General features: G+C 74.2%; 22 protein-coding genes. 10 read left to right on the top strand and 12 right to left on the bottom strand.

Annotated features, from left to right (window positions below; genetic code table 11):
* From gatB to O3T09_RS06090, 11 genes are all read right to left on the bottom strand, one after another.
* Nucleotides 1-1,506 carry an Asp-tRNA(Asn)/Glu-tRNA(Gln) amidotransferase subunit GatB gene (gene gatB, locus O3T09_RS06140; protein WP_100058902.1) on the bottom strand — a complete coding sequence of 502 codons (1,506 nt, stop codon included), beginning with the start codon at nt 1,504-1,506 and terminating at the stop codon, nt 1-3.
* Nucleotides 1,503-3,119, bottom strand: coding sequence for an Asp-tRNA(Asn)/Glu-tRNA(Gln) amidotransferase subunit GatA (gene gatA, locus O3T09_RS06135; protein WP_200970021.1), 1,617 nt, complete (start codon nt 3,117-3,119; stop codon nt 1,503-1,505). The genes gatB and gatA overlap by 4 nt, the downstream gene beginning before the upstream one ends.
* Before the next feature lie 7 nt (nt 3,120-3,126).
* The gene (gene gatC / locus O3T09_RS06130) at nt 3,127-3,423 is read right to left on the bottom strand and encodes an Asp-tRNA(Asn)/Glu-tRNA(Gln) amidotransferase subunit GatC (protein WP_113914051.1); all 297 of its coding nucleotides are present in this window, start codon (nt 3,421-3,423) and stop codon (nt 3,127-3,129) included.
* A gap of 204 nt (nt 3,424-3,627) precedes the next feature.
* Nucleotides 3,628-4,152, bottom strand: coding sequence for a GNAT family N-acetyltransferase (locus tag O3T09_RS06125; protein ID WP_269295443.1), 525 nt, complete (start codon nt 4,150-4,152; stop codon nt 3,628-3,630).
* Nucleotides 4,149-4,631: a hypothetical protein gene (locus O3T09_RS06120; protein WP_145032323.1), complete on the bottom strand. Its 483-nt coding sequence runs from the start codon at nt 4,629-4,631 to the stop codon at nt 4,149-4,151. Before O3T09_RS06120 ends, O3T09_RS06125 begins: the two co-directional genes overlap by 4 nt.
* Nucleotides 4,628-5,545, bottom strand: a complete 918-nt coding sequence (locus tag O3T09_RS06115; RefSeq protein ID WP_269295442.1) for an inositol monophosphatase family protein — start codon at nt 5,543-5,545, stop codon at nt 4,628-4,630. The genes O3T09_RS06120 and O3T09_RS06115 overlap by 4 nt, the downstream gene beginning before the upstream one ends.
* Entirely contained in the window at nt 5,542-7,935 is a 2,394-nt protein-coding gene (gene ligA / locus O3T09_RS06110; protein WP_002854358.1) for an NAD-dependent DNA ligase LigA, read from the bottom strand. The genes O3T09_RS06115 and ligA overlap by 4 nt, the downstream gene beginning before the upstream one ends.
* 40 nt (nt 7,936-7,975) lie before the next feature.
* Nucleotides 7,976-8,734 (bottom strand): PP2C family protein-serine/threonine phosphatase, encoded by a 759-nt coding sequence (locus O3T09_RS06105; RefSeq protein ID WP_002854360.1) that lies wholly within the window; start codon nt 8,732-8,734, stop codon nt 7,976-7,978.
* Between the two features lie 11 nt (nt 8,735-8,745).
* Entirely contained in the window at nt 8,746-9,885 is a 1,140-nt protein-coding gene (locus tag O3T09_RS06100) for an adenylate/guanylate cyclase domain-containing protein (RefSeq protein ID WP_002854368.1), read from the bottom strand.
* Entirely contained in the window at nt 9,882-10,409 is a 528-nt protein-coding gene (locus O3T09_RS06095) for a PH domain-containing protein (protein WP_049158532.1), read from the bottom strand. The genes O3T09_RS06100 and O3T09_RS06095 overlap by 4 nt, the downstream gene beginning before the upstream one ends.
* 30 nt (nt 10,410-10,439) lie before the next feature.
* A complete protein-coding gene (locus tag O3T09_RS06090; protein ID WP_269295441.1) occupies nt 10,440-11,276 on the bottom strand; it encodes a biotin--[acetyl-CoA-carboxylase] ligase in 837 nt (278 codons plus the stop codon).
* Between the two features lie 189 nt (nt 11,277-11,465).
* Between O3T09_RS06090 and O3T09_RS06085 the strand changes: the two genes are divergently transcribed.
* The 6 genes from O3T09_RS06085 (at nt 11,466) to O3T09_RS06060 (ending at nt 19,390) form a co-directional block, all read left to right on the top strand.
* Complete coding sequence (locus tag O3T09_RS06085) at nt 11,466-13,049, top strand: acyl-CoA carboxylase subunit beta (protein WP_122054107.1); 1,584 nt, start codon at nt 11,466-11,468, stop codon at nt 13,047-13,049.
* Nucleotides 13,046-13,339, top strand: a complete 294-nt coding sequence (locus tag O3T09_RS06080) for a hypothetical protein (RefSeq protein WP_269295440.1) — start codon at nt 13,046-13,048, stop codon at nt 13,337-13,339. Before O3T09_RS06085 ends, O3T09_RS06080 begins: the two co-directional genes overlap by 4 nt.
* 35 nt (nt 13,340-13,374) lie before the next feature.
* Nucleotides 13,375-15,060: a DUF885 domain-containing protein gene (locus O3T09_RS06075; protein ID WP_269295439.1), complete on the top strand. Its 1,686-nt coding sequence runs from the start codon at nt 13,375-13,377 to the stop codon at nt 15,058-15,060.
* On the top strand, nt 15,057-15,752 hold the full coding sequence (locus O3T09_RS06070; RefSeq protein WP_002854386.1) for a Maf family protein: 696 nt from the start codon (nt 15,057-15,059) through the stop codon (nt 15,750-15,752). The genes O3T09_RS06075 and O3T09_RS06070 overlap by 4 nt, the downstream gene beginning before the upstream one ends.
* 164 nt (nt 15,753-15,916) lie before the next feature.
* A complete protein-coding gene (locus O3T09_RS06065; RefSeq protein WP_002854389.1) occupies nt 15,917-17,773 on the top strand; it encodes an acetyl/propionyl/methylcrotonyl-CoA carboxylase subunit alpha in 1,857 nt (618 codons plus the stop codon).
* A gap of 171 nt (nt 17,774-17,944) precedes the next feature.
* Nucleotides 17,945-19,390, top strand: a complete 1,446-nt coding sequence (locus tag O3T09_RS06060; protein WP_002854390.1) for an MFS transporter — start codon at nt 17,945-17,947, stop codon at nt 19,388-19,390.
* 121 nt (nt 19,391-19,511) lie between these two features.
* Here the strand turns inward: O3T09_RS06060 and O3T09_RS06055 are convergent, their stop codons facing one another.
* The gene (locus tag O3T09_RS06055; RefSeq protein WP_269295438.1) at nt 19,512-20,951 is read right to left on the bottom strand and encodes an NAD(P)H-quinone dehydrogenase; all 1,440 of its coding nucleotides are present in this window, start codon (nt 20,949-20,951) and stop codon (nt 19,512-19,514) included.
* Nucleotides 20,952-21,015: 64 nt separating this feature from the next.
* Here O3T09_RS06055 and O3T09_RS06050 point away from each other — a divergent pair, with 64 nt between their 5' ends.
* Genes O3T09_RS06050 through O3T09_RS06035 form a run of 4 tightly spaced genes read left to right on the top strand, consistent with a single transcriptional unit; the run spans nt 21,016 to nt 24,665 of the window.
* A complete protein-coding gene (locus tag O3T09_RS06050; RefSeq protein ID WP_052520063.1) occupies nt 21,016-21,861 on the top strand; it encodes a purine-nucleoside phosphorylase in 846 nt (281 codons plus the stop codon).
* Nucleotides 21,861-23,591, top strand: a complete 1,731-nt coding sequence (locus tag O3T09_RS06045; RefSeq protein ID WP_002854393.1) for a phospho-sugar mutase — start codon at nt 21,861-21,863, stop codon at nt 23,589-23,591. The genes O3T09_RS06050 and O3T09_RS06045 overlap by 1 nt, the downstream gene beginning before the upstream one ends.
* A gap of 20 nt (nt 23,592-23,611) precedes the next feature.
* Nucleotides 23,612-24,301, top strand: coding sequence for a deoxyribose-phosphate aldolase (gene deoC / locus O3T09_RS06040; RefSeq protein WP_036334234.1), 690 nt, complete (start codon nt 23,612-23,614; stop codon nt 24,299-24,301).
* Between the two features lie 58 nt (nt 24,302-24,359).
* A complete protein-coding gene (locus tag O3T09_RS06035; RefSeq protein WP_002854395.1) occupies nt 24,360-24,665 on the top strand; it encodes a hypothetical protein in 306 nt (101 codons plus the stop codon).
* The last annotated feature ends 26 nt before the right edge of the window (nt 24,666-24,691 follow it).

Below are 24,691 nucleotides of genomic sequence, written 5' to 3'. Positions count from 1 at the left end.
TCAGGACACGCCCAGGCGCTCCAGGACGATCTCGCGGACGCGGCCGGCGTCGGCCTGCCCGCGGGTGGCCTTCATGACCGGGCCGATCAGGGCGCCGACGGCGGCCATCTTGCCGCCCTTGATCTTCTCGGCCACGTCCGGGTTGGCGGCGATCGCGGCGTCGACGGCCTCGGTGAGCGCGCCGTCGTCGGACACCACGGCCAGGCCCTTCGCCGAGACGACCTCCTTCGGGGCGCCCTCGCCGTCGGCCACCAGACCGAGCACCTGCTTGGCGATCTTGTCGTTGATCGTCTTCGCGGCGATCAGCTCCTCGACCTCCACCACGTGCGCCGGGGTGATCCCCAGCTCGGCGACGGCGACCTCACGGACGTTCGCCAGGCGGGCGATCTCGCCCATCCACCACTTGCGGGCGGCCGCCGCGGAGGCGCCGGCCTCCACGGTCGCGACGATCTCGTCCAGGACGCCGGCGTTGACGACGTCGCGGAACTCCTCGTCCGAGAAGCCCCACTCGGCCTTGAGCCGCTTGTTCCGCACGGCCGGCAGCTCGGGCATGGCCGCGCGCACGCGCTCGACCCACGCGGCGTCCACGTGCACGGGCACGAGGTCCGGCTCGGGGAAGTACCGATAGTCGTCCGCGTCCGACTTCGGGCGGCCCGAGGTGGTGCTGCGGGTGTCCTCGTGCCAGTGGCGGGTCTCCTGCGTCACGGTGCCGCCCGCGGCGAGCACCGCGGCCTGGCGCTGGATCTCGTGGGTGACCGCGTGCTGCACGGCGCGCGTGGAGTTCACGTTCTTCGTCTCGGTGCGGGTGCCGAACTCGGTGGCGCCCTTGGGCATCAGCGAGACGTTCGCGTCGCAGCGGACGTTGCCGCGCTCCATCCGCGCGTCGGAGATGTCGATGGCCTGCACGATGTCCCGGATCGCGGTGACGTAGGCGCGGGCCAGCTCGGGGGCCCGCGCGCCGGCGCCGACGATCGGCTTGGTGACGATCTCGATGAGCGGCACGCCCGCACGGTTGTAGTCGACGAGAGACGCGGAGGCGCCCTGGATCCGTCCGGAGCCGCCCACGTGGGTGAGCTTGCCGGCGTCGTCCTCGAGGTGCGCGCGCTCGATCTCCACGCGGAAGACCTCGCCGTCCTCCAGCTCGACGTCCAGGTGGCCGTCGAAGACGATCGGCTCGTCGTACTGGGAGGTCTGGAAGTTCTTCGGCGTGTCCGGGTAGAAGTAGTTCTTCCGCGCGAACCGGCAGGTCTCGGCGACCTGCGCGTCCAGGGCCACGCCCAGGCGGATCGCGTACTCCACGACCTTGCGGTTGAGCACCGGCAGGGTGCCGGGCAGGCCGAGGTCGAGCGGGGTCACGTTGGTGTTCGGCTCGTCGCCGAACGTGTTGGGCGCCGAGGAGAAGATCTTCGTGGCGGTGTTCAGCTCCACGTGCACCTCGAAGCCCAGCACGGGGTCGAAGCGCTCCATCGCCTCCGCGAAGTCCATGGTCTGCTCTGCGTGGCTCATGCCCGGCCTCCTGCCGTGGTCGCGGTGGTGGCGCGCTGCGCGCCCTTCTCCAGCTCGGGGGCCTCGGCCCACACCGGCCCGCCCCGGCGCTGGGCCACGAGGCGTTCGAGCGCGGCGCCGGCCTCGTACAGGCGGGCGTCCTCGCGCGCCGGGGCCATCAGCTGCAGGCCGTAGGGCAGCCCGTCGACGACGCCGCCCGGCACGGACATGCCCGGGATGCCGGCGAGGTTGGCCGGGATGGTGGCCAGGTCGTTGACGTACATGGTCATCGGGTCGTCCGTCTTGGCGCCCAGCTCGAACGCCGGGGTCGGCGCGGTGGGCGTGAGGATGACGTCCACCTGCTCGAAGGCGCGGGCGAAGTCCTCCTGCACGAGCGTGCGGACCTTCTGCGCGGAGCCGTAGTAGGCGTCGTAGTAGCCGGCGGACAGCGCGTAGGTGCCCAGGATGATGCGGCGCTTGACCTCGGCGCCGAAGCCGGCGGCGCGGGTGGCGCCCATAACCTGCTCGATCGTGCCGCCGCCGTCGGGCACCACGCGGTGGCCGTAGCGGACGCCGTCGAAGCGGGCCAGGTTGGAGGAGGCCTCCGAGGGCATGATCAGGTAGTACGCGCCGAGGGCGGCGTCGAAGCTGGGGCACGAGACCTCCACGATCTCCGCGCCGGCCTCACGCAGGGCGGCGACGTGCTCGTCGAAGCCGGCCCGGATGCCCGGGTGGAACGCCTCCGCCGGCAGGTCCGTCACGACGCCGACGCGCAGCCCCGCCAGGTCGCGGCCGCGGGCCGCGGCGGTCAGGTCCGCCGGCGCGTCGGCCAGGGACGTGGAGTCCTGCGGGTCGTGGCCGCCGATGACCTGCTGCAGCGCCGCGGCGTCGGCCACGGTGCGGGCGGCGGGGCCGATCTGGTCCAGCGAGGAGGCCATCGCGATCAGGCCGTAGCGGGAGACCGCGCCGTAGGTGGGCTTCACGCCGACCGTGCCGGTGAACGCGGCGGGCTCGCGGACGGAGCCGCCGGTGTCCGAGCCGAGGGCGAAGGGGGCCAGGAAGGCGGCGACGGCGGCCGCCGACCCGCCGCCCGAGCCGCCGGGCACGCGGTCCCCGTCCCACGGGTTGCGGGTGACGCCGAACGCGGAGTGCTCGGTGGAGCCGCCCATGGCGAACTCGTCGAGGTTGGTCTTGCCGAGGATCGGCAGGCGGGCCTCGCGGAGGCGGGCCACCACCGTGGCGTCGTACGGGCTGAGCCAGCCCTCGAGCATGCGGGAGGCGGCCGTGGTCGGCTGGCCGCGCGTGACGATGTTGTCCTTCACGGCCACGGGCACGCCGGCCAGCGGGTGCAGGGCGTCGGCCTCGGGGCCGCCGGCGGCGCGGATCGCGTCCACCTCGGCGGCGACGGCGAGGGCCTCGTCCGTGTTCACGTGGAGGTAGGCGCGCACGCCGCGGTCGCCGTCGGCGTCGGCGCGCACGTCGCCGTCGTGGGCCGCGATGCGGTCCAGGTGGGCCTGGACGAGCTCCACGGAGGTGGTTGTGCCGGCGCGCAGGCGCTCGGCCATCTGCAGCGCGGTGAGCCGGACGAGCTCGTCGGCGCCGAGGGTCGCGTTCACGTCGAACGTCTCGGTCATGGGGTGATCACTCTCCGTCCAGGATGGCGGGGACCTTGAACTGGCCGTCCTCGGAGTCCGGCGCCTGGTCGAGGGCCTCCTCCTGCGTGAGCATGCCGGCGGGCACATCCTCGCGGAACACGTTCTCCAGCGCGATGGGGTGGGACGTCGGCGTCACGTCGTCGCCCGCGGCGTCCTGGACCGCGGAGACGTGCTCCAGGATCTTCTCCAGGTCGCCGGACATCGTGTCCAGCTCCTCGTCGGTCATCCGGATGTGGGCCAGGCGAGCCAGATGCTCCACCTGATCCCGGGTGATCTCAGGCATGGATCTCCTCGTGTGACGGGTCGGGGCGGGGTGGACGACGCCGGCGCGGCGGCGGCCACATCGGAATCGAGTCTAGTGCCGGGGCCTGGACGGCCGCCGCCACCGCTTCGGGGCGGGAAATCCACCCCACTGCGGCTCCCCGGGCCCGCATGACAGGGATTTCCCGCCCCGCATGGGGTCCCGGCGCCGATCTCCCGCCCGGGGTCAGTCCAGCGCGAGCCGGTAGACGAGGAACGGGCCGGTCTCGTCGGCCGGGTCGAGGTCCGGCACCACGTCCGCGAGGAACCAGTCCCGCTCCGGGACGCGCACGAAGCCGGCGCGCTCGTACATCCGGTGGGCGCCGGTCATGGAGGGCATGGTGGTCAGCACGACGGCGTCCACGCCCTCCTCGGCGCGGGCCCGCGCCACGATCTCGGCCAGCAGGGCGCCGCCCACCCCGCGGCGGTGGAACCGCGGGTGCACGGCGAGCATGCGGAACTCGTACTCCCCGTCGCCGGAGGTCTCGGCCAGGGGCGAGCCGGGCGGGGTGAGCACCACGGACCCGGCCACCTCGCCGCCGACCTCGGCCACGAGCACCTCCGCGCGGCCGGCCCGGTCGGCCACGTCCATGAGGGTCCTCACGTAGGCGTCGTCGGGGGCGATGTGGCCGCCGTCGACATAGGACGCCAGGGTGAGCTCGGCGACCGCCTCGTGGTCCTCGGGGCGCAGCGGGCGGACGAGGGCGCTCATGCGTCGACCCCGGCGCGCTGGCGCAGCGTGTCCTTCAGGCGGGCGCGGGTCGCGTCCGTGGCCACGACGTAGTCGCGCCGACGCAGCCAGGCGGTGGGCACGGCCTGGTGGGGGTGGCCGTCGCGCGCCTCGTGCAGCCCCGCGAGGAACGTCGCGGCCGCCGGCTCCTGCCAGATGTTCACCCAGTAGGCGCGCTCCCGCTCCTGCGCCGTCAGTTCCTTGACCAGCCGCCTCGTGAACGGGCAGCCCGGCCGCCAGAACACGACGACGCCGCCGCGCTCGACGTGCGCCTGCGCGCCGGCGAACGGCCGTGAGCGGACCCGGACCGCCCACCGGTACGTGACCGCGTAGCCGGCCAGGACGAGCCCGGCCACGATCATGCCGACCTGCTGCAGGCGCGTCCCGGCGATCACGAACGCCAGGCCGCCGGCCACGAACAGGACCGGGTAGAACCACGGGTCTCCGACGATCCGCCTCATGCCGTCTCCCCCGTCACGGCGGCCAGGGCGGCCGCGTCCACGTCGCCGGCCACCATCCAGTCAGGATGTGCCGTGCCGTCCGCCGAGGCGGGCCGCGTGACCGCGACGCCGGCCTCCTCCGCCACCAGCGCGCCGGCGGCCCAGTCGTACTCCTGCGTGCCGAACTCGGCGTACGCGTCCAGGGTGCCGTCGGCGACCATGCACAGGTCCAGCGCCGCCGAGCCGATCCGTCGCACGTCCCCGAACGCGGGCAGCAGGGCCGCGAGCGCCCGCACCTGCAGGGCCCGGCGGGCGGGGTCGTAGCCGAAGCCGGTGGCGAGCAGCCGCCCCGAGCGCCCCGGCACGGGACCGGTGAGCCGCACGGGGGCGGCATCGCGGTCGGGCACGTCCACGCCCGCCGTCGTCGCGTCCGCGGTGCTGAAGGCACCCCGGCCCGCGCTCGCGAACCAGGTGCGCCCCAGCGCGGGCGCCGCCACAACGCCGGCCAGCCAGCGTTCGGTGCCCTCGGCCACCCCCAACAGGTCGGCGGTCTCGGCGTCCACCGGACCGGTGACGCCCACCGAGGTGCAGAACTGCGGCAGGCCGCGCACGAAGTTCGTGGTGCCGTCCAGCGGGTCGATGGACCAGCGGTACCCGGACGGCTCGGCCGGACGGGTGGCGCCGTACTCCTCGCCGGTGATCTCGTCCGAGGCGCGGTAGCCGGCGATGACCTCCCGGACGGCCTGCTCGGCGCGGCGGTCGTAGTCGGTGACCCAGTCGGAGCCGGAGGACTTCGTCTGCGCGCCGATCTCCTCGACGCCCAGCGGGACGGCCGGGTGGTGACCGGTCCAGCGCCGGGCCAGGACGTCCGCGCCGGCGCGCGCGGCGGCCTTGGCGACCACGAGCAGGCCCGGGACCGTGGTGCGCGCGCTCATGCCGAGGCCTCCACGTCTGCGGCGCCGTCGGTGGTGTCGTCCGTGTCCGCCGGGCGCACCGCGTCCGCGCCGCCGGCCAGCAGCGCCGTGAACCCGGCCTCGTCCAGCACGGGCACGCCGAGGGACTGCGCCTTGTCCAGCTTGGAGCCGGCGGCCTCGCCGGCCACCAGGAAGTCGGTCTTCTTGGACACGGACCCGGAGGCCTTGCCGCCGCGCACGAGGATCGCCTCCTTCGCGGAGTCGCGGGAGAAGCCCTCGAGCGAGCCGGTGACCACCACGGTCAGGCCCTCGAGCGTGCGCGGGGTGGACTCGTCCTGCTCGTCCTCCATGACCACGCCCGCCGCGGCCCACCGGTCCACGATCTCCCGGTGCCAGTCCTCGGCGAACCACTCGATGAGCGCGTCCGCGATGATCGGGCCGACGCCGTCGATCTCGGCCAGCCGGTCCCGGTCGCCGGCCTCAGCCGCCGCGCGCAGCGCCGCCATCGAGCCGAACGCGGTGGCCAGTGAGCGGGCCGCCGTCGGGCCCACGTGCCGGATGGACAGCGCCACGAGGGTGCGCCACAGCGGCTGCGACTTGGCCTTCTCGAGCTCGTCGAACAGACGCAGCGTGTTGGCCGTGGGCGCGGACGGCCTCTTCGCGGTGCCGGCGGTGAAGAAGTACGGCTTGAGCGTGAACACGCCCGAGGGCACCATGCGGCCGTCCACCTTCGTGCGGCCCTCGCGCCACACGCGGACCTCGCCGAGGGAGCGCTGCAGGTCCGTCAGCCCGTCCTCGCCGCGCGGGCCCGTGATCTCCTCCGGTGTGCCGGAGGCGAGGTCGAAGATCTGCGCCTCCGCCGTGATGGGGCCCGGGCCCTCGGGCCGCACCTGCCCCTCGTGCTCGGCCGGGTCCTCGCCGGGGCCCTGGACGAGCCAGCGGGCGGCCTCCTCGCCGAGCGCCTCCACGTCGAAGGCGCCGCGGCTGGCCAGGTGCTCGACGCGGCCGGCCAGCTGGGCCGGGCAGGAGCGGGCGTTGGGGCAGCGCAGGTCCACGTCCCCCTCCTTGGCCGGGGCCAGCGGCGTGCCGCACGAGGGGCAGTGCGTGGGCATGACGAACTCGCGCAGCTCCCGGCCGGCCTCGATCGCCTTCTCGCGCAGCGGCAGCACGGGGCCCACGACCTCGGGGATCACGTCCCCGGCCTTGCGCACCACCACGGTGTCCCCGATCAGCACGCCCTTGGCCTTGACCACGTCCTGGTTGTGCAGGGTGGCCAGGGAGACGGTGGACCCGGCCACGGTGACCGGCTCCATCACCGCGAACGGGGTCACCCGCCCGGTGCGGCCCACCGAGACCGCGATGTCCCGCAGCAGCGTGTGCACCTCCTCCGGCGGGTACTTGTACGCCACGGCCCAGCGGGGCACGCGGGAGGTGTGGCCGAGGTAGCGCTGGTCCGCGAACGCGTCCGCCTTCAGCACGATGCCGTCGATCTCGTGGATCAGCTCGTGCCGGCGCCGGCCGTACTCCTCGATCACCGCGACGACGGCGGCCAGCGCCTCCTCGTCCGCGCCCTCCACCCGGCGGGTGTAGGGGCTCACGGGCAGGCCCCAGCCCGCGAGCGCGTCGTACACCTCGTGCTGGGACTCCAGTCCGAACGCCTCGACCGAGCCGATGCCGTGCACGAACATGGCCAGCGGGCGCTGCGCGGTGACCGCCGGGTCCTTCTGGCGCAGGGCGCCGGCGGCGGCGTTGCGCGGGTTCGCGAACGGCGTCTGGCCCTCCTCGGCACGGCGCGCGTTGAGCTCGGCGAAGGCGGCGGAGGACATGAACACCTCGCCGCGCACCTCGAACTCGGCGGGCCAGCCCTCGCCGGAGAGCTCGTGCGGGATGTCCCCGATGGTGCGCACGTTGGCGGTGACGTCCTCGCCCGTGACGCCGTCGCCGCGGGTGGCGGCCTGCACGAGCCGCCCGTCCCGGTAGCGCAGGGCGACGGCGAGCCCGTCGATCTTCACCTCCACGAGCCAGCGGGGCGCCACGCCCGGCCGCACCTGCGTCAGGGCCTGCGCCGCGCGGCGGAACCAGACCTCGAGCTCCTCGATGGAGAACACGTCCTCGAGCGAGTACATGCGGGCCCCGTGCCGGACGGGGGCGAACGCCTCCGAGACCTCCCCGCCGACCTCCTGGGTGGGCGAGTCGTTGGACACGAGCTCGGGGTGCAGGGCCTCGAGGTCCTCGAGGCGGCGGTACAGCGCGTCGTACTCGGCGTCCGAGATCTCCGGGGCGTCCCGCTGGTAGTAGGCGGTCCGGGCGGCGCGGACCCGCTCCACGAGGTCCTCGTACTCCGCCCGCAGGTCCGCGGCGGGGATGTCCTGCGGATCGGGCTGGGCGGCGGATTCCTTGGGGGTGCTCACCCGGCCCAGCGTAGTCGGCGTCACGGACGGCGCACCCGGGTCAGGGGATGCGCACGAGCACCGCCGTGACGTTGTCCCGGCCGCCGCGCCACAGGGCGGCGCCGATGAGCTTCTCGAGGGCGTCCTCGAGGGTGTCGGCGTCGTCGATCAGCGCGCGGATCTCCTCGTCCAGCAGCTCGCCGGTCAGGCCGTCGCTGCACAGCAGGACGAGGTCCCCGGAGGCGAGGGGGACCTCGGCCACGTCCACCGTGAGCGCCTCGCGTGAGCCGAGCGCGCGGGTGATGACGTTGCGGCGCGGGTGGACGCGGGCCTCGGCGGGGGTGAGCTCCCCCGCGTCGACGAGCATCTGGACCGCCGAGTGGTCCACCGTGAGCTGCTGGAGCACCGGCGAGCCGACGGGCCGCAGGTACACCCGGGAGTCGCCGACGTTCGCCACGGCCCAGCGACCGCGTTCCGTGTCCAGGCAGGCCAGCACGGTGAGGGTGGTGCCGGAGCGCCCCAGCCCGGCCTCGACGACGGCGGCGTCCGCCTCGTGGATCAGGTGGCCGAGGTCCTGGGGCGTGTGGGCCGTGCCCGGGGCGAGCACCTCGGGGGCGCGGCGGCGCAGGGTCTCGATCGCGGCGGCCGAGGCCACCTCGCCGGCCTCGTGCCCGCCCATGCCGTCGGCCACGGCGGCGAGCACCAGCGGCTCCCCCACCACGGTCCACGCGTCCTCGTTCAGGTCGCGGACGGCGCCCACGTGGGTGGCGCCGGCGGCCTGGGGGCGCGGCGCGGACGGAGTCTCGGGGCGGGGGTCCACGGGGTCCTCGATCAGTCGGCGAGCAGGGTCTGGGCCGACCCGTCCAAGAGCAGGGAGGGGCGGACCTCTCCGAACCCGCGGACGATCCTGGGCGGCTGCGGGACGAGCACGAAGCGCTCGTCCCGGGACAGGGCCGCAGCGGTCATGGCGTCCACGAGCACGGTACCCGGATCGGCCAGGGACGTCAGCCGCGCGGCGAGGTTCACGGTGGGCCCGTAGATGTCTCCCATGCGGGAGAGCACCCGTCCCCACGTCAGGGCGACGCGCGCCGAGGGCAGCTCCTCGTCCGCGGCGATGGTCTCGGCCAGGGAGAGCGCGATCGCGGCGCCGGCCTCCGGGGTCTCGGCGTTGAACATGACCTCGTCGCCGATGGTCTTCACGAGCCAGCCGCCGCCGGCGGAGATGGTCTCCGCGGCGAGGGACTCGAAGCGGAGCACCATGCGGGCCAGCGTCCGGTCGTCCATGGTCCGGGAGAGCGTCGTGTAGGAGACCATGTCCGCGAAGCCGACGGCGCGGGCCAGCGGCAGCGGCGCGTCCGACTCGGAGCCGTCGCGGCCCTCGGCGCTGGCCGCCAGCCCGGCCTCCACGCGCACGGTCAGGCGCTGGACGGCGCGGTTGAGCTGGCGCCGGTAGACGATGCGCATGGCCTTCTCGAGCGGTCCGACCATGTCCGGGAGCATGTCGACGACGGCCCGCCGCGCCTCCGGGTCCGTCAGGTCCTCGGAGGCGATCTTGTCCTCCACGAGCGCCTCGATCTGCCACACCACCATGCGGTCCGTCATCTGCCCGATCGAGCGGGCCAGCGAGATGGCGGTGTCCTCGTTCAGCGTCCCCGAGCGCACGAGCGTGAGCACGGACTCGAACGCCTCGATGTCCGCCTCGGTGAAGGCCTTGTGCCCCTCCGGCGACGTCGGGTAGCCCAGCGCACGCCAGATCTTCCGGGCGGAGGCCATCGAGACGCCGAGGCGCTGCGCCACCTCCCGTGAGGTGTAGGCGCGCGGGCCCACCACCAGGCCGGCGTCGAGCGTGCGCATCGCGCTCGTCCAGCCGGCGGGCTGGGCGGACCGCTCCTCGACGTCGCGGGCGGTCGTGTCCTCGGCCGGCGGGACGATCGGCAGCGGTGCGGTGTCCGGTGTCTCCGGACGGCTCATCGGAGGTCTCCTGTCGGGACGGGGGCGGGCCAGGTCCTGGTGCGGGCCTGGCGGGTGAGGTGGGCCAGGGCCTCCTCGAAGCGCGCGGCCTCGGGGACGTCGCGCAGCCGCCAGTGGACCTGGCGGGCGGGCTCCTGGAAGAGGATGTGCAGGTCTCCGGCGCCCGAGCCGCGGCGGCGCCGCTGCACGTCGGCGATGGACACGAGCGGCATGGCGGCCCCGGAGCCGCCGACGCCGGCGCGCTGGAGGATGCGGCGGTCGGTGACCACGGTGCGCCGGAAGACCCAGCGCCACAGCGGACGGACGGTGCCGGGGAGCAGGACGAGCGCCGCGACCACCCACGCGGCCGCCTCGAGTACGGCGCGGTTCGCGGCGACGATCCCGGGCAGGTCGGGGCGTGCGAGCACGCCGACGGCCAGGCCGAGCAGGAACGCGACGGCCACGAGGACCGCGGCGGGGCGCAGCAGCGCGCGCGGGTGGGTGCGGGTGCGCACCATCACCTGCTCACCGGGCTCGAGTCGCACGGCGGTCACCTCCTGACCGGGACGGGTGTGTCATGCGCCGCGATGGACGTCTCCGCGCAGGTGGGCCACGTCCCCCGCACTGACCTCGGTCTCGATTGTGCCACGATCCGGTGTGACGTGCCTCACGCGCAGGGTGCCGCCGGGACCGAGGCCCACGGCCGTGCCCTCCAGCACGCCGCCGCCGGGCAGCTCGGCGCGCACCGCGCGGCCCAGGGTGGAGAGCCGGTCCGCCACGGCCGCCACGGCGGGGTGACGCCCGTCCACGGCCGCCGTCTGCCCCGCCACGCCCGCCGCGAAGCGGTCCACGGCCGCCACGACGGCGTCGCGCAGCTCGACCGCGAGGTCCCGGGGTGCGGGCACGGCGTCCGCGCCGATCCACTCCGCCAGATCCGTGGCGGTGTCCACCGGGGCGGCCCCGCGGTGGTCCAGGTTCACGCCCATCCCGACGACGACGCCGGGCCCCTTGCCGTCCGAGGACAGCGCCACCGTGGCCAGCACGCCGCACAGCTTGCGCCCGTCCGTGGCGAGCACGTCGTTCGGCCACTTCACGTGCGTCGGGACGCCCCGGGCCGCGAGGCGCTCGGCGACCGTGGCGGAGGCGACGAGCGAGAGCCAGCTCAGGTGGGCCGGGGAGACCGGCACCCCGCCGGACTCGGGACGCAGGTACACGGACAGGGCGAGCGCCGCCCCCGGCGCGGCGCTCCACACGCGGGAGTGCCGACCCCGGCCGGCCCGCTGGTCCGCGGTGGCCACGGCCGCACCGTGTCGGTGCCCCTCGCGGTCCAGCCGCGCGAGGAGCTCATCCTGCGTGGAGCCGGCGGAGTCCAGCCAGGTCAGGTCCGGTGTGGGGGCGTCGTCGGGGTGCATGCCCCTAGATATACACGGCGTCCCCGGGGGCGGGCTGAGCGGGCCGATCCGCCGCCGGGACGCGCGGACGGGCGGTCCGGGCCGACGTCCTCGCCGTTTGTGGGCTTCCTCCAACGGAGGGCGTCCGCGGCGGCCCGTACACTGGCCGACTGAGCCTCCGCATCTGGCGGACCACCACAAGGAGGACGTGTGACCGATCCCGATCTGACCACCACGGCCGGCCGGCTGGCCGACCTGCATCGGCGGCTCGAGGCGACGGCCGCGCCCGGCGGCCCGGACGCCGTCGAGCGCCAGCACGCGCGCGGCAAGCACACCGCGCGCGAGCGGATCGACCTCCTCCTGGACGAGGGCTCCTTCGTGGAGCTGGACGCGCTGGCCGTGCACCGCACCACCGCGTTCGGCATGGACGCCAAGCACCCGGCCGGCGACGGCCTGGTGTCCGGCTTCGGCACCGTGGACGGGCGCCAGGTGGCCGTCTACTCCCAGGACTTCACCGTCTTCGGCGGCTCGCTGTCCGAGCGCAACGGCCAGAAGATCGTGAAGGTCCAGGAGTTCGCCGCGCGCAACGGCTGCCCCGTGATCGGCATCCTCGACGGCGGCGGCGCGCGCATCCAGGAGGGCGTGGCCTCCCTCGCCCAGTTCGCGGACATCTTCCGGAACAACGTCCTGGCCTCGGGCATGATCCCGCAGATCTCGCTGATCATGGGCCCCTCCGCCGGCGGCGCGGCCTATTCGCCGGCGCTGACGGACGTCGTGGTGATGGTGGACCAGACCTCGCACATGTTCATCACCGGCCCGGACGTGATCAAGACCGTCACGGGCGAGGACGTGGACATGGAGACCCTCGGCGGCGCCCGCTCGCACAACGCCACCTCCGGCACCGCCCACTACATGGCGTCCTCGGAGGAGGACGCGATCGCCTACGTGCAGGAGCTGCTCGAGCTGCTGCCCTCCAACAACCTCGCGGAGGCCCCGACCTTCGAGGCCGCGGACCCGGAGCCCACGGACGAGGACCTCGCCCTGGACGAGATCGTCCCGGACTCCGCCAACCAGCCCTACGACATGCTCGCGGTCATCGCCTCGATCGTGGACGAGGGCCACCTGCTGCAGCTGCAGGAGCTGTACGCGCCCAACGTGATCACCGGGCTGGCCCGCCTGGACGGCATGAGCGTGGGCGTCGTCGCGAACCAGCCGATGCAGTTCGCCGGCACCCTGGACATCGCCGCCTCGGAGAAGGCCGCGCGGTTCGTGCGCTTCTGCGACGCGTTCAACATCCCGATCATCACCCTCGTGGACGTGCCCGGGTTCCTGCCCGGCACGGACCAGGAGTTCAACGGCATCATCCGCCGCGGCGCCAAGCTGATCTACGCCTACGCCGAGGCCACCGTGCCGAAGCTGACCGTGATCACGCGCAAGGCCTTCGGCGGCGCGTACATCGTGATGGGCTCCAAGAAGCTCGGCGCGGACCTGAACCTGGCCTGGCCGAGCGCGCAGATCGGCGTGATGGGCGCCCAGGGCGCCGTGAACATCCTGTACCGGCGCGACCTGAAGGCGACGGCGGAGGCGGGCGGCGACGTCGACGCGCGCCGGGCCGAGATCGTGGCCGACTACGAGGCCGAGCTGCTCAACCCGTACCAGGCCGCCGAGCTGGGCTACGTGGACGCCGTGGTGCCCCCGCACGCCACCCGCGGCCAGCTCATCCGCGCCCTGCGCGCCACCCTGCACAAGCGCGAGGCCCGCCCCGCCAAGAAGCACGGGAACATGCCGCTGTGAGCGCCCCGCTGGGTCCGGGCGCCCCGGACGAGAACGACGAGTCCACGCAGGCCACGCCGGCGTCGGCCGACCCGCTGCAGCTCAGCGGCCCCGAGTTGGAGCCGGAGGAGATGGCCGCGCTGGCCGCCGTCCTCGAGGCGGCCGCCGCGGCTCGGGCCGAAGCCGCCCGGCTCGCCGCCGAGGCCGCCGACCCCCGTCCCCTGGACCGCACGCTCCGCCGTCGCGGTGACCTGGGCCTGTGGGCCCGGCCCGGCCGCGGCCAGTGGCGTCAGGGCGCGGGCCCGCAGTGACCCGACGGGCGGGCGCCAGCGCCTAGAGTGCCGGTATGACCCAGCACACCTCCCAGGCCGCCGACGGCGCCCGCACCCCGTCCGCCATCGACGCACTCGCCGAGCGCTACGTGACCGACCTCCTCGCCCTGCATCCGGACACCGCCACCGAGCTCGGCTTCCCGGGCCGGGAGACCGAGTACACGGACTTCTCCCCCGCCGGCGCCCGCGCCGACGACGAGCTCAACGCCCGCCTGCTCGAGGAGCTGGCCGCGCTCGAGCCGCAGGACGAGACGGACCGCGTCACGAAGGCGGCCATGCAGGAGCGCATCGGCCTGGAGCGCGAGATCCACGCGACCGGCCGCACCGAACTGAACAACATCGCCTCCCCCGCCCAGGGCATCCGCGCGGTCTTCGACCTCATGCCCACGGACACCGCGGAGCAGTGGGGCCACATCGCCGGCCGCCTCGAGAACCTGCCGGCCGCCCTGCGCGGCTACACCGAGTCCCTGCTCGCCTCCCGCGACGCCGGCCACGTGGCCGCGGTGCGCCAGGTGGACATCGTGGTGGAGCAGGCCCGCGCCCACGGCGCCGCGGGCGGGTTCTTCCCGGGCCTGGTCGAGCGGGCCGAGGCAGCCGACGTCGTGGACGACGCCCTGGCCGCCCGCATCCGTTCCGGCGCGGACGCCGCCGCGCAGGCCTACCGCGACTTCGCGGACACCCTCGAGGCCGAGCTGCGCCCGCACGCCCCGGAGGCGGACGGCGTCGGGATCGAGTACTACCGGCTGGCCTCCCGCGTCTTCCTCGGCGCCGAGATCGACCTCGAGGAGACCTACCGCTGGGGCCAGGAGGAGCTGGCCCGCATCATCGCCGCGCAGCAGGCGGACGCCGAGCGCATCCGGCCGGGCGCCACGATCGAGGAGGCGCGCGCGATCCTGGACGCGGACCCGGAGCGCACCCTGAAGGGCACCGAGGCCCTGCGCACGTGGATGCAGCGGCTCTCCGACGACGCGGTCGAGGCCATGAAGGAGCACTTCGAGATCCCGGCCCCGATGGACCGGCTCGAATGCATGATCGCCCCCACCCAGGAGGGCGGCATCTACTACACCGGCCCCTCGGACGACTTCTCCCGGCCCGGCCGCATGTGGTGGTCCGTGCCCCCGGGCGAGGACGAGTTCACCACGTGGGCGGAGACCACCACGGTCTACCACGAGGGCGTGCCGGGCCATCACCTGCAGATCGCCACCGCCATGATGAACCGGGAGAACCTCAACCTGTGGCGCCGCAGCTTCTGCTGGACGTCCGGCCACGGCGAGGGCTGGGCCCTGTACGCGGAGAAGCTCATGGAGGAGCTCGGCTTCCTCGACGACCCGGGCGACCACCTCGGCATGCTGGACATGCAGCGCATGCGCGCGGCCCGCGTGGTGTTCGACATCGGCTACCACTGCGGCTTCGACGCCCCCGAGTCCGACGGCGGCGGCGCGTGGACCCCGGAGAAGGGCTACGCGTTCCTGGCCAAGCACCTGAGGATCTCCGAGGGCCAGCGCCGCTTCGAGTTCACGCGCTACCTCGGCTGGCCGGGGCAGGCGCCGGCGTACAAGGTGGGTCAGCGCATCTGGGAGCAGATCCGCGCCGAGCACGAGCAGGCCGAGGGCGCCGACTTCGACCTCAAGGCCTTCCACACGCGGGCCCTGCGCCTGGGCAGCATGGGCCTGGACACCCTGCGGGAGGCGCTCGCGTGATCCCGCACGACGACGGCGCGGCCGGCCCCGGCGCGGGCCTGCGGCTGGTGCTCGGCTCGGCCTCCCCCGGCCGGGCGGAGGTCCTGACCCGGGCGCGGGTGCCGTTCCGCGTCGTCGTCTCGGGGGTGGACGAGGCGGCCGTGGGCGCGGCGGCGGGCGACCCGTCGCCGGCGGAGCTGGCGGGCCTGCTGGCGGAGGCCAAGGGCCGTGACGTGGCCGCCTGTGTGGCGGCCGCCGGCGTCGAGGCGCCCACGCTCGTGCTCGGCTGCGACTCCGTGTTCGAGTTCGAGGGCCGCGCCCACGGCAAGCCCTACGAGCCCGAGGTCGCCGTCGAGCGCTGGCGCGCCCAGGCCGGCCGGGAGGGCGTGCTGCACTCGGGCCACTGGCTGGGCCTGGTGCTGCCGGAGCCCGGGGCCGGGTCCGGGGTGGCCGCGGAGGCGGGCGTGGTGTCCGCCGTCGTGCGCTTCGGCGCCGTCACCGAGGCCGAGATCCAGGCCTACGTGGCCACGGGCGAGCCGCTGCACTGCGCGGGCGCGTTCACGGTGGACGGCGCGGGCGCGGCCCTCGTGGACGGCGTGGACGGGGACCCCAACGCGGTGATCGGGCTGTCCGTGGCGTGGCTGCGGCGGGCCATGGCGGCCCTGGGCCAGGACGTCACCCGATTGTGGGAACCCTCCAACGCGCAGCGCTGATCCGGCGCGACAGGGCCGCGTGCCTCGGAGGGTTCCGCCACAACGAGTAGGGTGCTGGTCAGAGTCGGCGCCGTCCCGCGCCCTTCGCCCCACCGGGTGAGGGGCACGACCCCGGACGTGGCGCCTGCACCCCCAGCCGTGATCGTCCGAGGAGTCCATCGCCCATGAGCATCGCCGACGCACCGCAGGCCTCGGTCGTCCCGCCCGTCGACCCCGCGGCGGAGCGCCGGTTCTCCCGGGTGCTGATCGCCAATCGCGGCGAGATCGCCGTGCGCATCATCCGGGCCTGCCAGGACGAGGGGCTGACCTCCGTGGCCGTCTACGCCGAGCCGGACCGGGACGCCCTGCACGTGAGGCTCGCAGACGAGGCCGTGGCCCTCGGCGGGGAGACCGCCGCCGACTCCTATCTGGTGATCGGCAAGATCCTCGACGCCGCCGAGCGAGCGGGCGCGGACGCCGTGCACCCCGGCTACGGCTTCCTCTCCGAGAACGCGGACTTCGCGCGCGCCGTGACCGACGCCGGCCTCGTGTGGATCGGACCGCCCGCCGAGGCGATCGACCGGCTGGGCGACAAGGTCTCGGCCCGCCAGCTGGCCACCAAGGTCGGCGCCCCGCTGGCGCCGGGCACCACCTCCCCCGTGACCGGCACGGAGGAGGTCGTCGCGTTCGCGGACGAGTTCGGCCTGCCGGTGGCCATCAAGGCGGCCTACGGCGGCGGCGGCCGCGGCATCAAGGTGGCCCGCACGCGCGAGGAGATCCCCGAGTTCTACGAGTCCGCGGTCCGCGAGGCCGTGGCCGCGTTCGGCCGGGGCGAGTGCTTCGTGGAGCGCTTCCTGGACAAGCCGCGCCACGTGGAGACGCAGTGCCTGGCGGACGTGCACGGCGACGTCGTCGTGATCTCCACCCGCGACTGCTCGCTGCAGCGCCGCAACCAGAAGCTCGTGGAGGAGGCCCCGGCGCCGTTCCTCACGGACGAGCAGAACGCCCGCCTCGTGGAGTCCTCCAAGGCGATCCTGCAGGAGGCCGGCTACGTCGGCGCGGGCACGTGCGAGTTCCTCGTGGGCCAGGACGGCACCATCTCCTTCCTCGAGGTGAACACGCGCCTGCAGGTGGAGCACCCGGTCTCCGAGGAGATCACCGGCATCGACCTCGTGCGCGAGCAGTTCCGCCTGGCCCGCGGCGAGGCCCTCGGCTACACGGACCCGCAGCCCCGCGGCCACTCGATTGAGTTCCGCCTCAACGGCGAGGACCCGGGCCGCAACTTCCTGCCCGCCCCCGGCCGGCTCACCACGTTCCGCATGCCCAGCGGCCCGGGCGTGCGCGTGGACTCCGGCGTGGTGGAGGGCGAGACCGTCTCCGGGGCCTTCGACTCCATGGTCGCCAAGCTGATCGTCACCGGCGCGGACCGCCGCCAGGCCCTGCAGCGTGCCGCTCGCGCCCTGCGCGAGGCCGAGATCGTCGGCATGCCTTCGGTACTGCCCTTCCACCGCGCCGTGGTGCGCGACCCCGCCTTCGCGCCCGAGATCGCCGGCTCGGAGGAGCCGTTCTCGGTGCACACCCGGTGGATCGAGACGGAGTTCGCGAACCACATCGAGCCGAGCGCCCTCACCCCGGCGGAGCCGGCCCCCCGCGAGGCGCGCCACACCGTGACCGTGGAGGTCAACGGCAAGCGCGTGGACGTCACCCTGCCCACGTGGGGCGAGGCCCTGCACACGATCTCCGGCGCCGCCCAGCGGGCCGGTGCGGGACGACGTCGGCCCCGCGGCAAGCGCGGCGTGCCGGTGGCCGCGGCCGTCAGCACGGACGCGCTGACCGCCCCGATGCAGGGCACCGTGGTGAAGGTCGCCGCCGAGAACGGCCAGACCGTGGCCGAGGGCGACCTGATCGTGGTCGTGGAGGCCATGAAGATGGAGCAGCCGCTCGCGGCCCACCGCGCGGGCGTGGTCAGCGGGCTCGAGGTCGAGCCGGGCCAGACGGTCACGGCCGGCACGGTGGTCGCCACCATCGCCGACGCGGAGTGAGCCGCCGGCGACGACGGCGGGGAGCGCCGTCGTCGCCGACTGGTTCCACATGGTGGACGACGGGGACGTGACTCTCGCAGATCGGCGCGAACAGGCTTAGCCTGACACGCATCTTCGTCTCACATCGTGGTCGATTGCGACCCCCTGTGCCCGTCATACCAGGGAGACACCATGTCCCACTCCACCCCGCCCGTGAACTCGGGCGCCCCCACCGCCACCACCGATCTCACGTCGAACGCGGTCGCCGCTGCGGAGGAGGTGCCCCGCTCGCGGGTCATCATCGCCTCGCTCGTGGGCACCTCGATCGAGTTCTACGACTTCTACATCTACGCCACGGCCGCCGTCTCGGTGTTCCCGCTGATCTTCTTCGCGGGCGGCGACGACAACACGGCCCTGCTGGCCTCCATGGCCACCTTCGGCGCGGCGTTCGTCGCCCGGCCGCTGGGCGCCGTCGTCTTCGGCCACCTGGGCGACCGCGTGGGCCGCAAGACCACGCTCATCGGCTCGCTGCTGACCATGGGCATCGCGACGTTCCTCATCGGCCTGCTGCCCACGTACTTCCAGATCGGCCTGTGGGCGCCGGCCATGCTGACGCTGCTGCGCTTCTTCCAGGGCCTGGGGCTCGGCGGCGAGTGGTCCGGCGCCGCCCTGCTGGCCACCGAGTACGCCAAGGACGGCAAGCGCGCGCAGGCGGCCATGTGGCCGCAGCTCGGCGCGCCGATCGGCTTCCTGCTGGCCAACGGCCTGTTCCTCACGCTCGTGCTCGGCTTCGACCACGACTCCACGAGCCCGGTGCTCGACGGTCCGTTCCTCACGTGGGTGTGGCGCCTGCCGTTCCTGCTCTCGATCGTGATGGTGGCCGTGGGCCTCTACGTCCGCGTCAAGCTCGAGGAGACCCCGGTCTTCCAGCGCGCCCTCGACCGCGACCAGCGCGTGAAGGCGCCGCTGGGCGAGGTGTTCCGCCGCAACTGGTGGGAGCTGATCCTGGGCACCTTCGTCATGTACGCCACCTACGTGCTCTTCTACCTGATGACCACGTGGATCCTCTCCTACGCGATCGGCAAGCCGGCCAACGGCTTCCTGGGCGTCCCCTACGCCGAGTTCCTCGTGCTGCAGCTGGTCGGCATCCTGTTCTTCGCGGCGTTCGTGCCGGTCTCCGGCCTGCTGGCGGACCGTTTCGGCCGCCGCCCCACCCTGATCGTGATCTCGGTGCTCATGGTGCTGTTCGGCCTCTCGTTCGGCCTGTGGCTCTCGCCGGAGAACATGGGCGTGGGCGCGGAGCTGAACGTGCCGCTGATGCTGGCGTTCCTGGCCACGGGCATGACGCTCATGGGCCTGACCTTCGGGCCGATGTCCGCGGTGCTGCCCGAGCTGTTCCCCACGAACACGCGCTACACCGGCTCCGGCATCGCCTACAACGTGTCCTCGATCCTCGGCGCCGCGCTGACCCCGTTCATCGCCGCCTGGCTGGTGCAGAGGTTCGACGTCTCCTACGTCGGCTACTACCTGGCCGCCGCCTCGGCGATCACCGTCATCGCACTGGCGCTCTCCCCCGAGACCCGGCACACGGACCTCGACACCGTCACCTCGGCCCGCGAGCGCCGCGCCGCGCGCTGACCCCGGCCGGCCCCCGGCGCTCCCCCGCGCCCCCGCCCGCACTGTCGAACGTGACATCGGGGGAATGGACGCTTTCGGTCGTGAGATGGGCCCTATCTCACGACCGAAAGTCGTCTCTGGGTCAGATGCGCACGTGGAGGCGGCGTGCCGCCTCCGCGATCGACCCGGACATCGACGGGTACACGGTGAAGGTGTCCGCGAGGTCGTCCACGTGCAGCTTGTGCGTGACCGCGAGCGCGAGCGCGTAGATCAGCTCGGAGGCGCGCGGCGAGACCACCACGCCGCCGATCACGGTGCCGGAGCCCTGACGGGCGAAGATCTTCACGAACCCCTCCTCCGCGCCGGACATCTTGGCGCGGGGGTTGGTGTGGAAGTCCAGTCGCAGCACGTCCGCCTGGTACTGGCCGGAGTCCACCTGCGCCTGCGAGACACCCACGGTGGCGATCTCCGGCGAGGTGAAGATGTTCGAGGCCAGCAGGTGCGGGCGCAGCGGCTTGAGGGCGTCGCCGAGCAGGTGGGCGACGGCGATGCGCCCCTGCATGGCCGCCACCGAGGCGAGGGCGAGCTTGCCCGTGCAGTCGCCCGCCGCGTAGATGCTCGGCACGGACGTGCGGGAGACGCCGTCCACGAGCACGTGGCCGGAGCCGGTCAGCTTCACGCCCACGTCGTCGAGGCCGAGGCCCGCCGTGTTCGGCACGCCGCCGACGGCCACCAGCGCGTGGGAGCCCTCGATCGACGGGGTGTCCTCGGCGCCCTCGCCGGAGAGGTGCACGCGCACGCCGGTCTCGGTCCGCTCGACGGACTCGGCCCGGGAGCGGGAGACCACCCTGAGGCCGTTGCCCTCGAAGACCTTCTCGAGCAGTTCGGCGGCGTCGGCGTCCTCGCCGGGGAGCACGCGGTCGCGCGAGGAGACGAGGGTGACCTTGGCGCCGAGGCGGTTGTAGGCCGAGGCGAACTCGGCGCCGGTGACGCCGGAGCCCACGACGATCAGGTGCTCGGGCAGCTCCTTGAGGTTGTAGACCTGCTTCCAGTTGAAGATCCGCTCGCCGTCCGGGACGGCGGTGGGCAGCTCGCGGGGGCTCGCGCCGACGGCCACGAGGATCGCGTCCGAGGTGATGATCTCGGGCTCGGCGCCGGCGTCGGCGTCGTCGAGGGCGCGGACGGACACCTCGTGGGGGCCGACGACGCGGCCCACGCCGTCGATCACCCGGACGCCGACCCGCTCGAGGCCCGCGCGGATGTCCGAGGACTGCTCGTGGGCCAGGTTCAGGATGCGGTGGCCGACCCGGCCCATGTCCGCGTGGACGTCGGCCCCACCGAGGTCGACGCCCAGGTCCACGGAGGCGCCCACGCGGCGCATCGAGTCGGCGGCGGCGATCAGCGTCTTGGAGGGGACCACGTCCGTGAGGACGGCCGCGCCGCCCAGCCCCTGGCGCTCGACCAGGGTCACGCGGGCGCCCAGCTTCGCGGCCACCATGGCGGCCTCGTAGCCGCCGGGGCCGCCGCCGATGATGGTCAGGGACGGGATGAAGGTGCTGTTTTCCTCGCTCACGGGCTCCATTGTGTCCGCCGCGGACGGGAAAGTCCTAGCCCGCGCTCACGGGACACCGCCTAGACTCCACGACGTGACCGACCAGACCAGCATCCCCTCCCCCGACTCCCCCGTGACCGGCGACCATCCGGGCTTCGCCGAGGCCCGCGCGGCCGCCGACACCATCGCCCGGGCGACGGGCGTGGCGGAGCACCGCGTCGCCGTCGTCCTCGGCTCCGGCTGGGGCGAGGCCGCCGGCCTGATCGGCGACGAGGTCGCCGCCGTGCCGCTGGCCGAGGTGCCCGGCTTCCACGCCCCGAAGGTGCCCGGCCACAACGCGGTGATCCGCTCGGTCCGACTGCCGGACGGCACGCACGCCCTTGTCTTCGGCTCGCGCACGCACTTCTACGAGTCCCGCGACGCCCAGGCCGTGGCGCACACCGTCCGCACCGCCGCCGCCGCCGGGGCGCGCACCGTGGTGCTGACCAACGGCTGCGGCGGCCTGGACCCGGAGATCGCCCCGGGCACCCCCGTCCTGATCGCGGACCACATCAACCTCACCGGCGCCACCCCGCTCGCCGGCGCCACGTTCGTGGACCTGACCGACCTCTACTCCCCGCGGCTGCGCGCGATCGCCCGTGAGGTGGACCCGTCCCTGCGTGAGGGCGTGTACGTCCAGTTCGCCGGCCCGCAGTACGAGACCCCCGCCGAGGTGCGGATGGCGCGCACCCTCGGCGGCGACCTCGTCGGCATGTCCACGGCGCTGGACGCGATCGCGGCCCGGCACGCCGGGCTGGAGGTGTTCGGCATCTCGCTGGTGACCAACCTCGGCGCCGGCATCTCGGAGACGCCGCTGTCCCACGCCGAGGTCGTCGAGGCCGGCCAGGCCGCCGGCCCGCGCATCGCGCGCCTGCTCGCGGACATCGTGGGGCGGCTCTGATGCCCGCGCATCCCCCGCACGACGACGTCGCCGCGCTCCCGGAGGACGTCCTCGCCCGGGCTGAGCGGTGGGCGGCGGAGGACCCCGATCCCGCGCACCGGGACACCCTGCGCGCCGAGCTCGACGCGGCCGCCGGCGTCGGCCCGGAGGCCGCGGCCGCCCGGGCGGCGCTCGCCGCCCGCTTCGCCGGGCCGCTCGTCTTCGGCACCGCCGGCCTGCGCGCCGAGGAGGGCCCGGGCGAGTCCCGCATGAACCGGCTCGTGGTGCGCCGCACCGCGGCGGGTCTGGCCGCGCACCTGTGGGACGGCGTCGGACGGGACGCTGCCCCGCCGCTGGCCGTCGTCGGGTACGACGCGCGGCGCGGTTCGGCCGCCTTCGCTGCGGACACGGCCGCCGTCCTGACGGCCGCGGGCGTGCAGACCGTCCTGCTGCCGGATCCGCTGCCGACGCCGGTGCTCGCCTTCGCGGTGCGCCATCTCAGCGCGGACGCCGGCGTGATGGTCACGGCCAGCCACAACCCGCCCGCGGACAACGGCTACAAGGTCTACCTCGGCGGGCGGCTCACGGACGAGGCGGGTCGAGGGGCGCAGATCGTCTCCCCCGCGGATGCGCAGATCGCCGCCCGCATCGACCACGCGGCGTGGACCGCGGACATCCCGCTCGCCGAGGATGGCTGGACCGTGGCCGGGCCGGACCTGCTGGAGGCCTACCGCGCGGCGGCCCTCGGCGTGCTCGACGACGACCGGCACGGCCACCGCGACCTGCGCGTGGTCTACACGCCCCTGCACGGGGTGGGCGGCGCCGTGGTCCCGGGCCTGCTCGAGGACGCCGGCTTCGGCCCCGTCCACGTGGTGGCCGAGCAGGCCGCCCCGGACCCGGCCTTCCCCACGGTGGCGTTCCCCAACCCGGAGGAGCCGGGGGCGATGGACCTCGCCCTCGCCCTGGCCGCCGAGGTGGACGCGGACCTGGTGATCGCCAACGACCCCGACGCCGACCGCCTGGCCCTGGCCGCGCCCGTCACCGACGCGCACGGCGTCCGTACGTGGCGGATGCTCTCGGGCGACGCCGTCGGGACGCTGCTGGGCGCGCACGCGATGCCGGCCCTGCACGCGGCCGGCCGCAGCGCCGCGAACTCCGTGGTCTCCTCCCCGCAGCTGGCCGCCCTGGCCGAGGCGAACGGGGTGACGCACCACGTCACGCTGACCGGCTTCAAGTGGATCTCCCGCGCCCCGGACCTCGGCTTCGGCTACGAGGAGGCCCTCGGCTACTGCGTGGACCCGGACATGGTGCGGGACAAGGACGGCATCACGGCCGCCCTCATGGCCGCGGAGCTGACCGCCGCCCTCACGGCGCAGGGACGCGGCCTGACGGACGCCCTGGCCGACGTCGACGCGGTCACCGGCGCCATGCCCAGCGCCCAGGTCTCGGTCCGCGTGGCGGACCTGTCCCTGATCGCCCGCACCATGACCGCTCTGCGTCAGCAGGCCCCGGCCACGCTCGCGGGCGAGCCGGTCACCGTGCGCCGAGACCTGGCCGCCGGCGGGGACGGGCTGCCGCCCACGGACGCACTGCTGTTCGCCACCGACTCCGGCACCCGCGTGCTCGTGCGTCCCTCCGGCACCGAGCCGAAGCTCAAGTGCTACCTCGGCACCCGGGACGCCGACCCGGCCGCGGCCGCCGAGCGGCTCGAGGCGCTGCGGGCCGAGGTGACGGCCCTCGTGGGCGGCTGAGCCTCGGTAGGCTGGTGGGCATGACCGTCTCCCTCACCACCGCCGAGCTGGCGAAGTACATCGACGCGACCGCTCTGAAGGCCGACACCTCGGAGGCGGACGTGCGCCGCCTCGTGGCCGAGTCCCGCGAGGCCGGGGTCAAGAGCGTCTGCATCAACCCCGTGTGGGTGCCGCTGGTGGCCGCCGAGCTCGCGGGCTCGGACGTGCTGACCTGCACCGTGATCGGCTTCCCCCTCGGCGCCAACGCCTCGGAGGTCAAGGCCTTCGAGGCCCGGCAGGCGATCGACGCCGGCGCGGACGAGGTGGACATGGTCCTCGACATCGCCGCGGCCCGCGCCGGGGACCGCGCCCGGCTCGTCGCGGACGTCCGCGCCGTGGCCGAGGCCGCGCATGCGGGCGGCCCCGCGGGTGAGGGCGGGGCGCTGCTCAAGGTGATCGTGGAGACCGCCCTGCTGGACGACGACGCGATCGTCCTGGCCTGCGAGGCCGCGGTCGAGGCCGGGGCGGACTTCGTCAAGACCTCCACGGGCTTCTCCACCGCGGGCGCCACCGTCGAGCACGTCGCGCTGATGCGCCGCACCGTGGGCGAGGACATCGGAGTGAAGGCCTCCGGCGGGGTGCGCACCCGCGCGGACGCCCTGGCGATGATCGAGGCCGGCGCCACCCGGATCGGGGCCAGCTCCGCGCTTGCTATCCTGGGATCCGACTGACTCGCATCACTTCGGCCGGGCGTCCGCCCCGGCCGGGACCGCACCGAAGGAGCATCACGTGATCCGCAACGGCAAGGCCATCGACCACTCCAACGTGGGCGGCGTCTGGGGTTCCCTGATCGCCTTCATCGTCGCCTTCGGCGCGTTCCTCGGCTGCCTCTACGCCATGGGCTTCTGGTCGCTCGAGTCGGTCTGGGTCCCCGGCCTGATCGCGCTGGCCCTGGCCACCGTGGCCTTCATGATCCCCCAGGTGTTCCTGGGCCGCAGCGACACCGTGGACACCACCGCCATCCACACCCGTCCCGCCGTCGAGCACGCCGCCACCGGCGCCCACGCCGTCGAGACCGGCGCCGCGCACCGCTGAGCCGTCCCGGAGTCGAGGATCGCTGA

Source organism: Micrococcus sp. H39-S4 (assembly GCF_027158145.1).
Lineage (GTDB): Bacteria > Actinomycetota > Actinomycetes > Actinomycetales > Micrococcaceae > Micrococcus > Micrococcus luteus.
The sequence above is the reverse complement of the archived record's forward strand: the minus strand, read 5'-3'. Positions and strand labels throughout refer to the sequence as shown.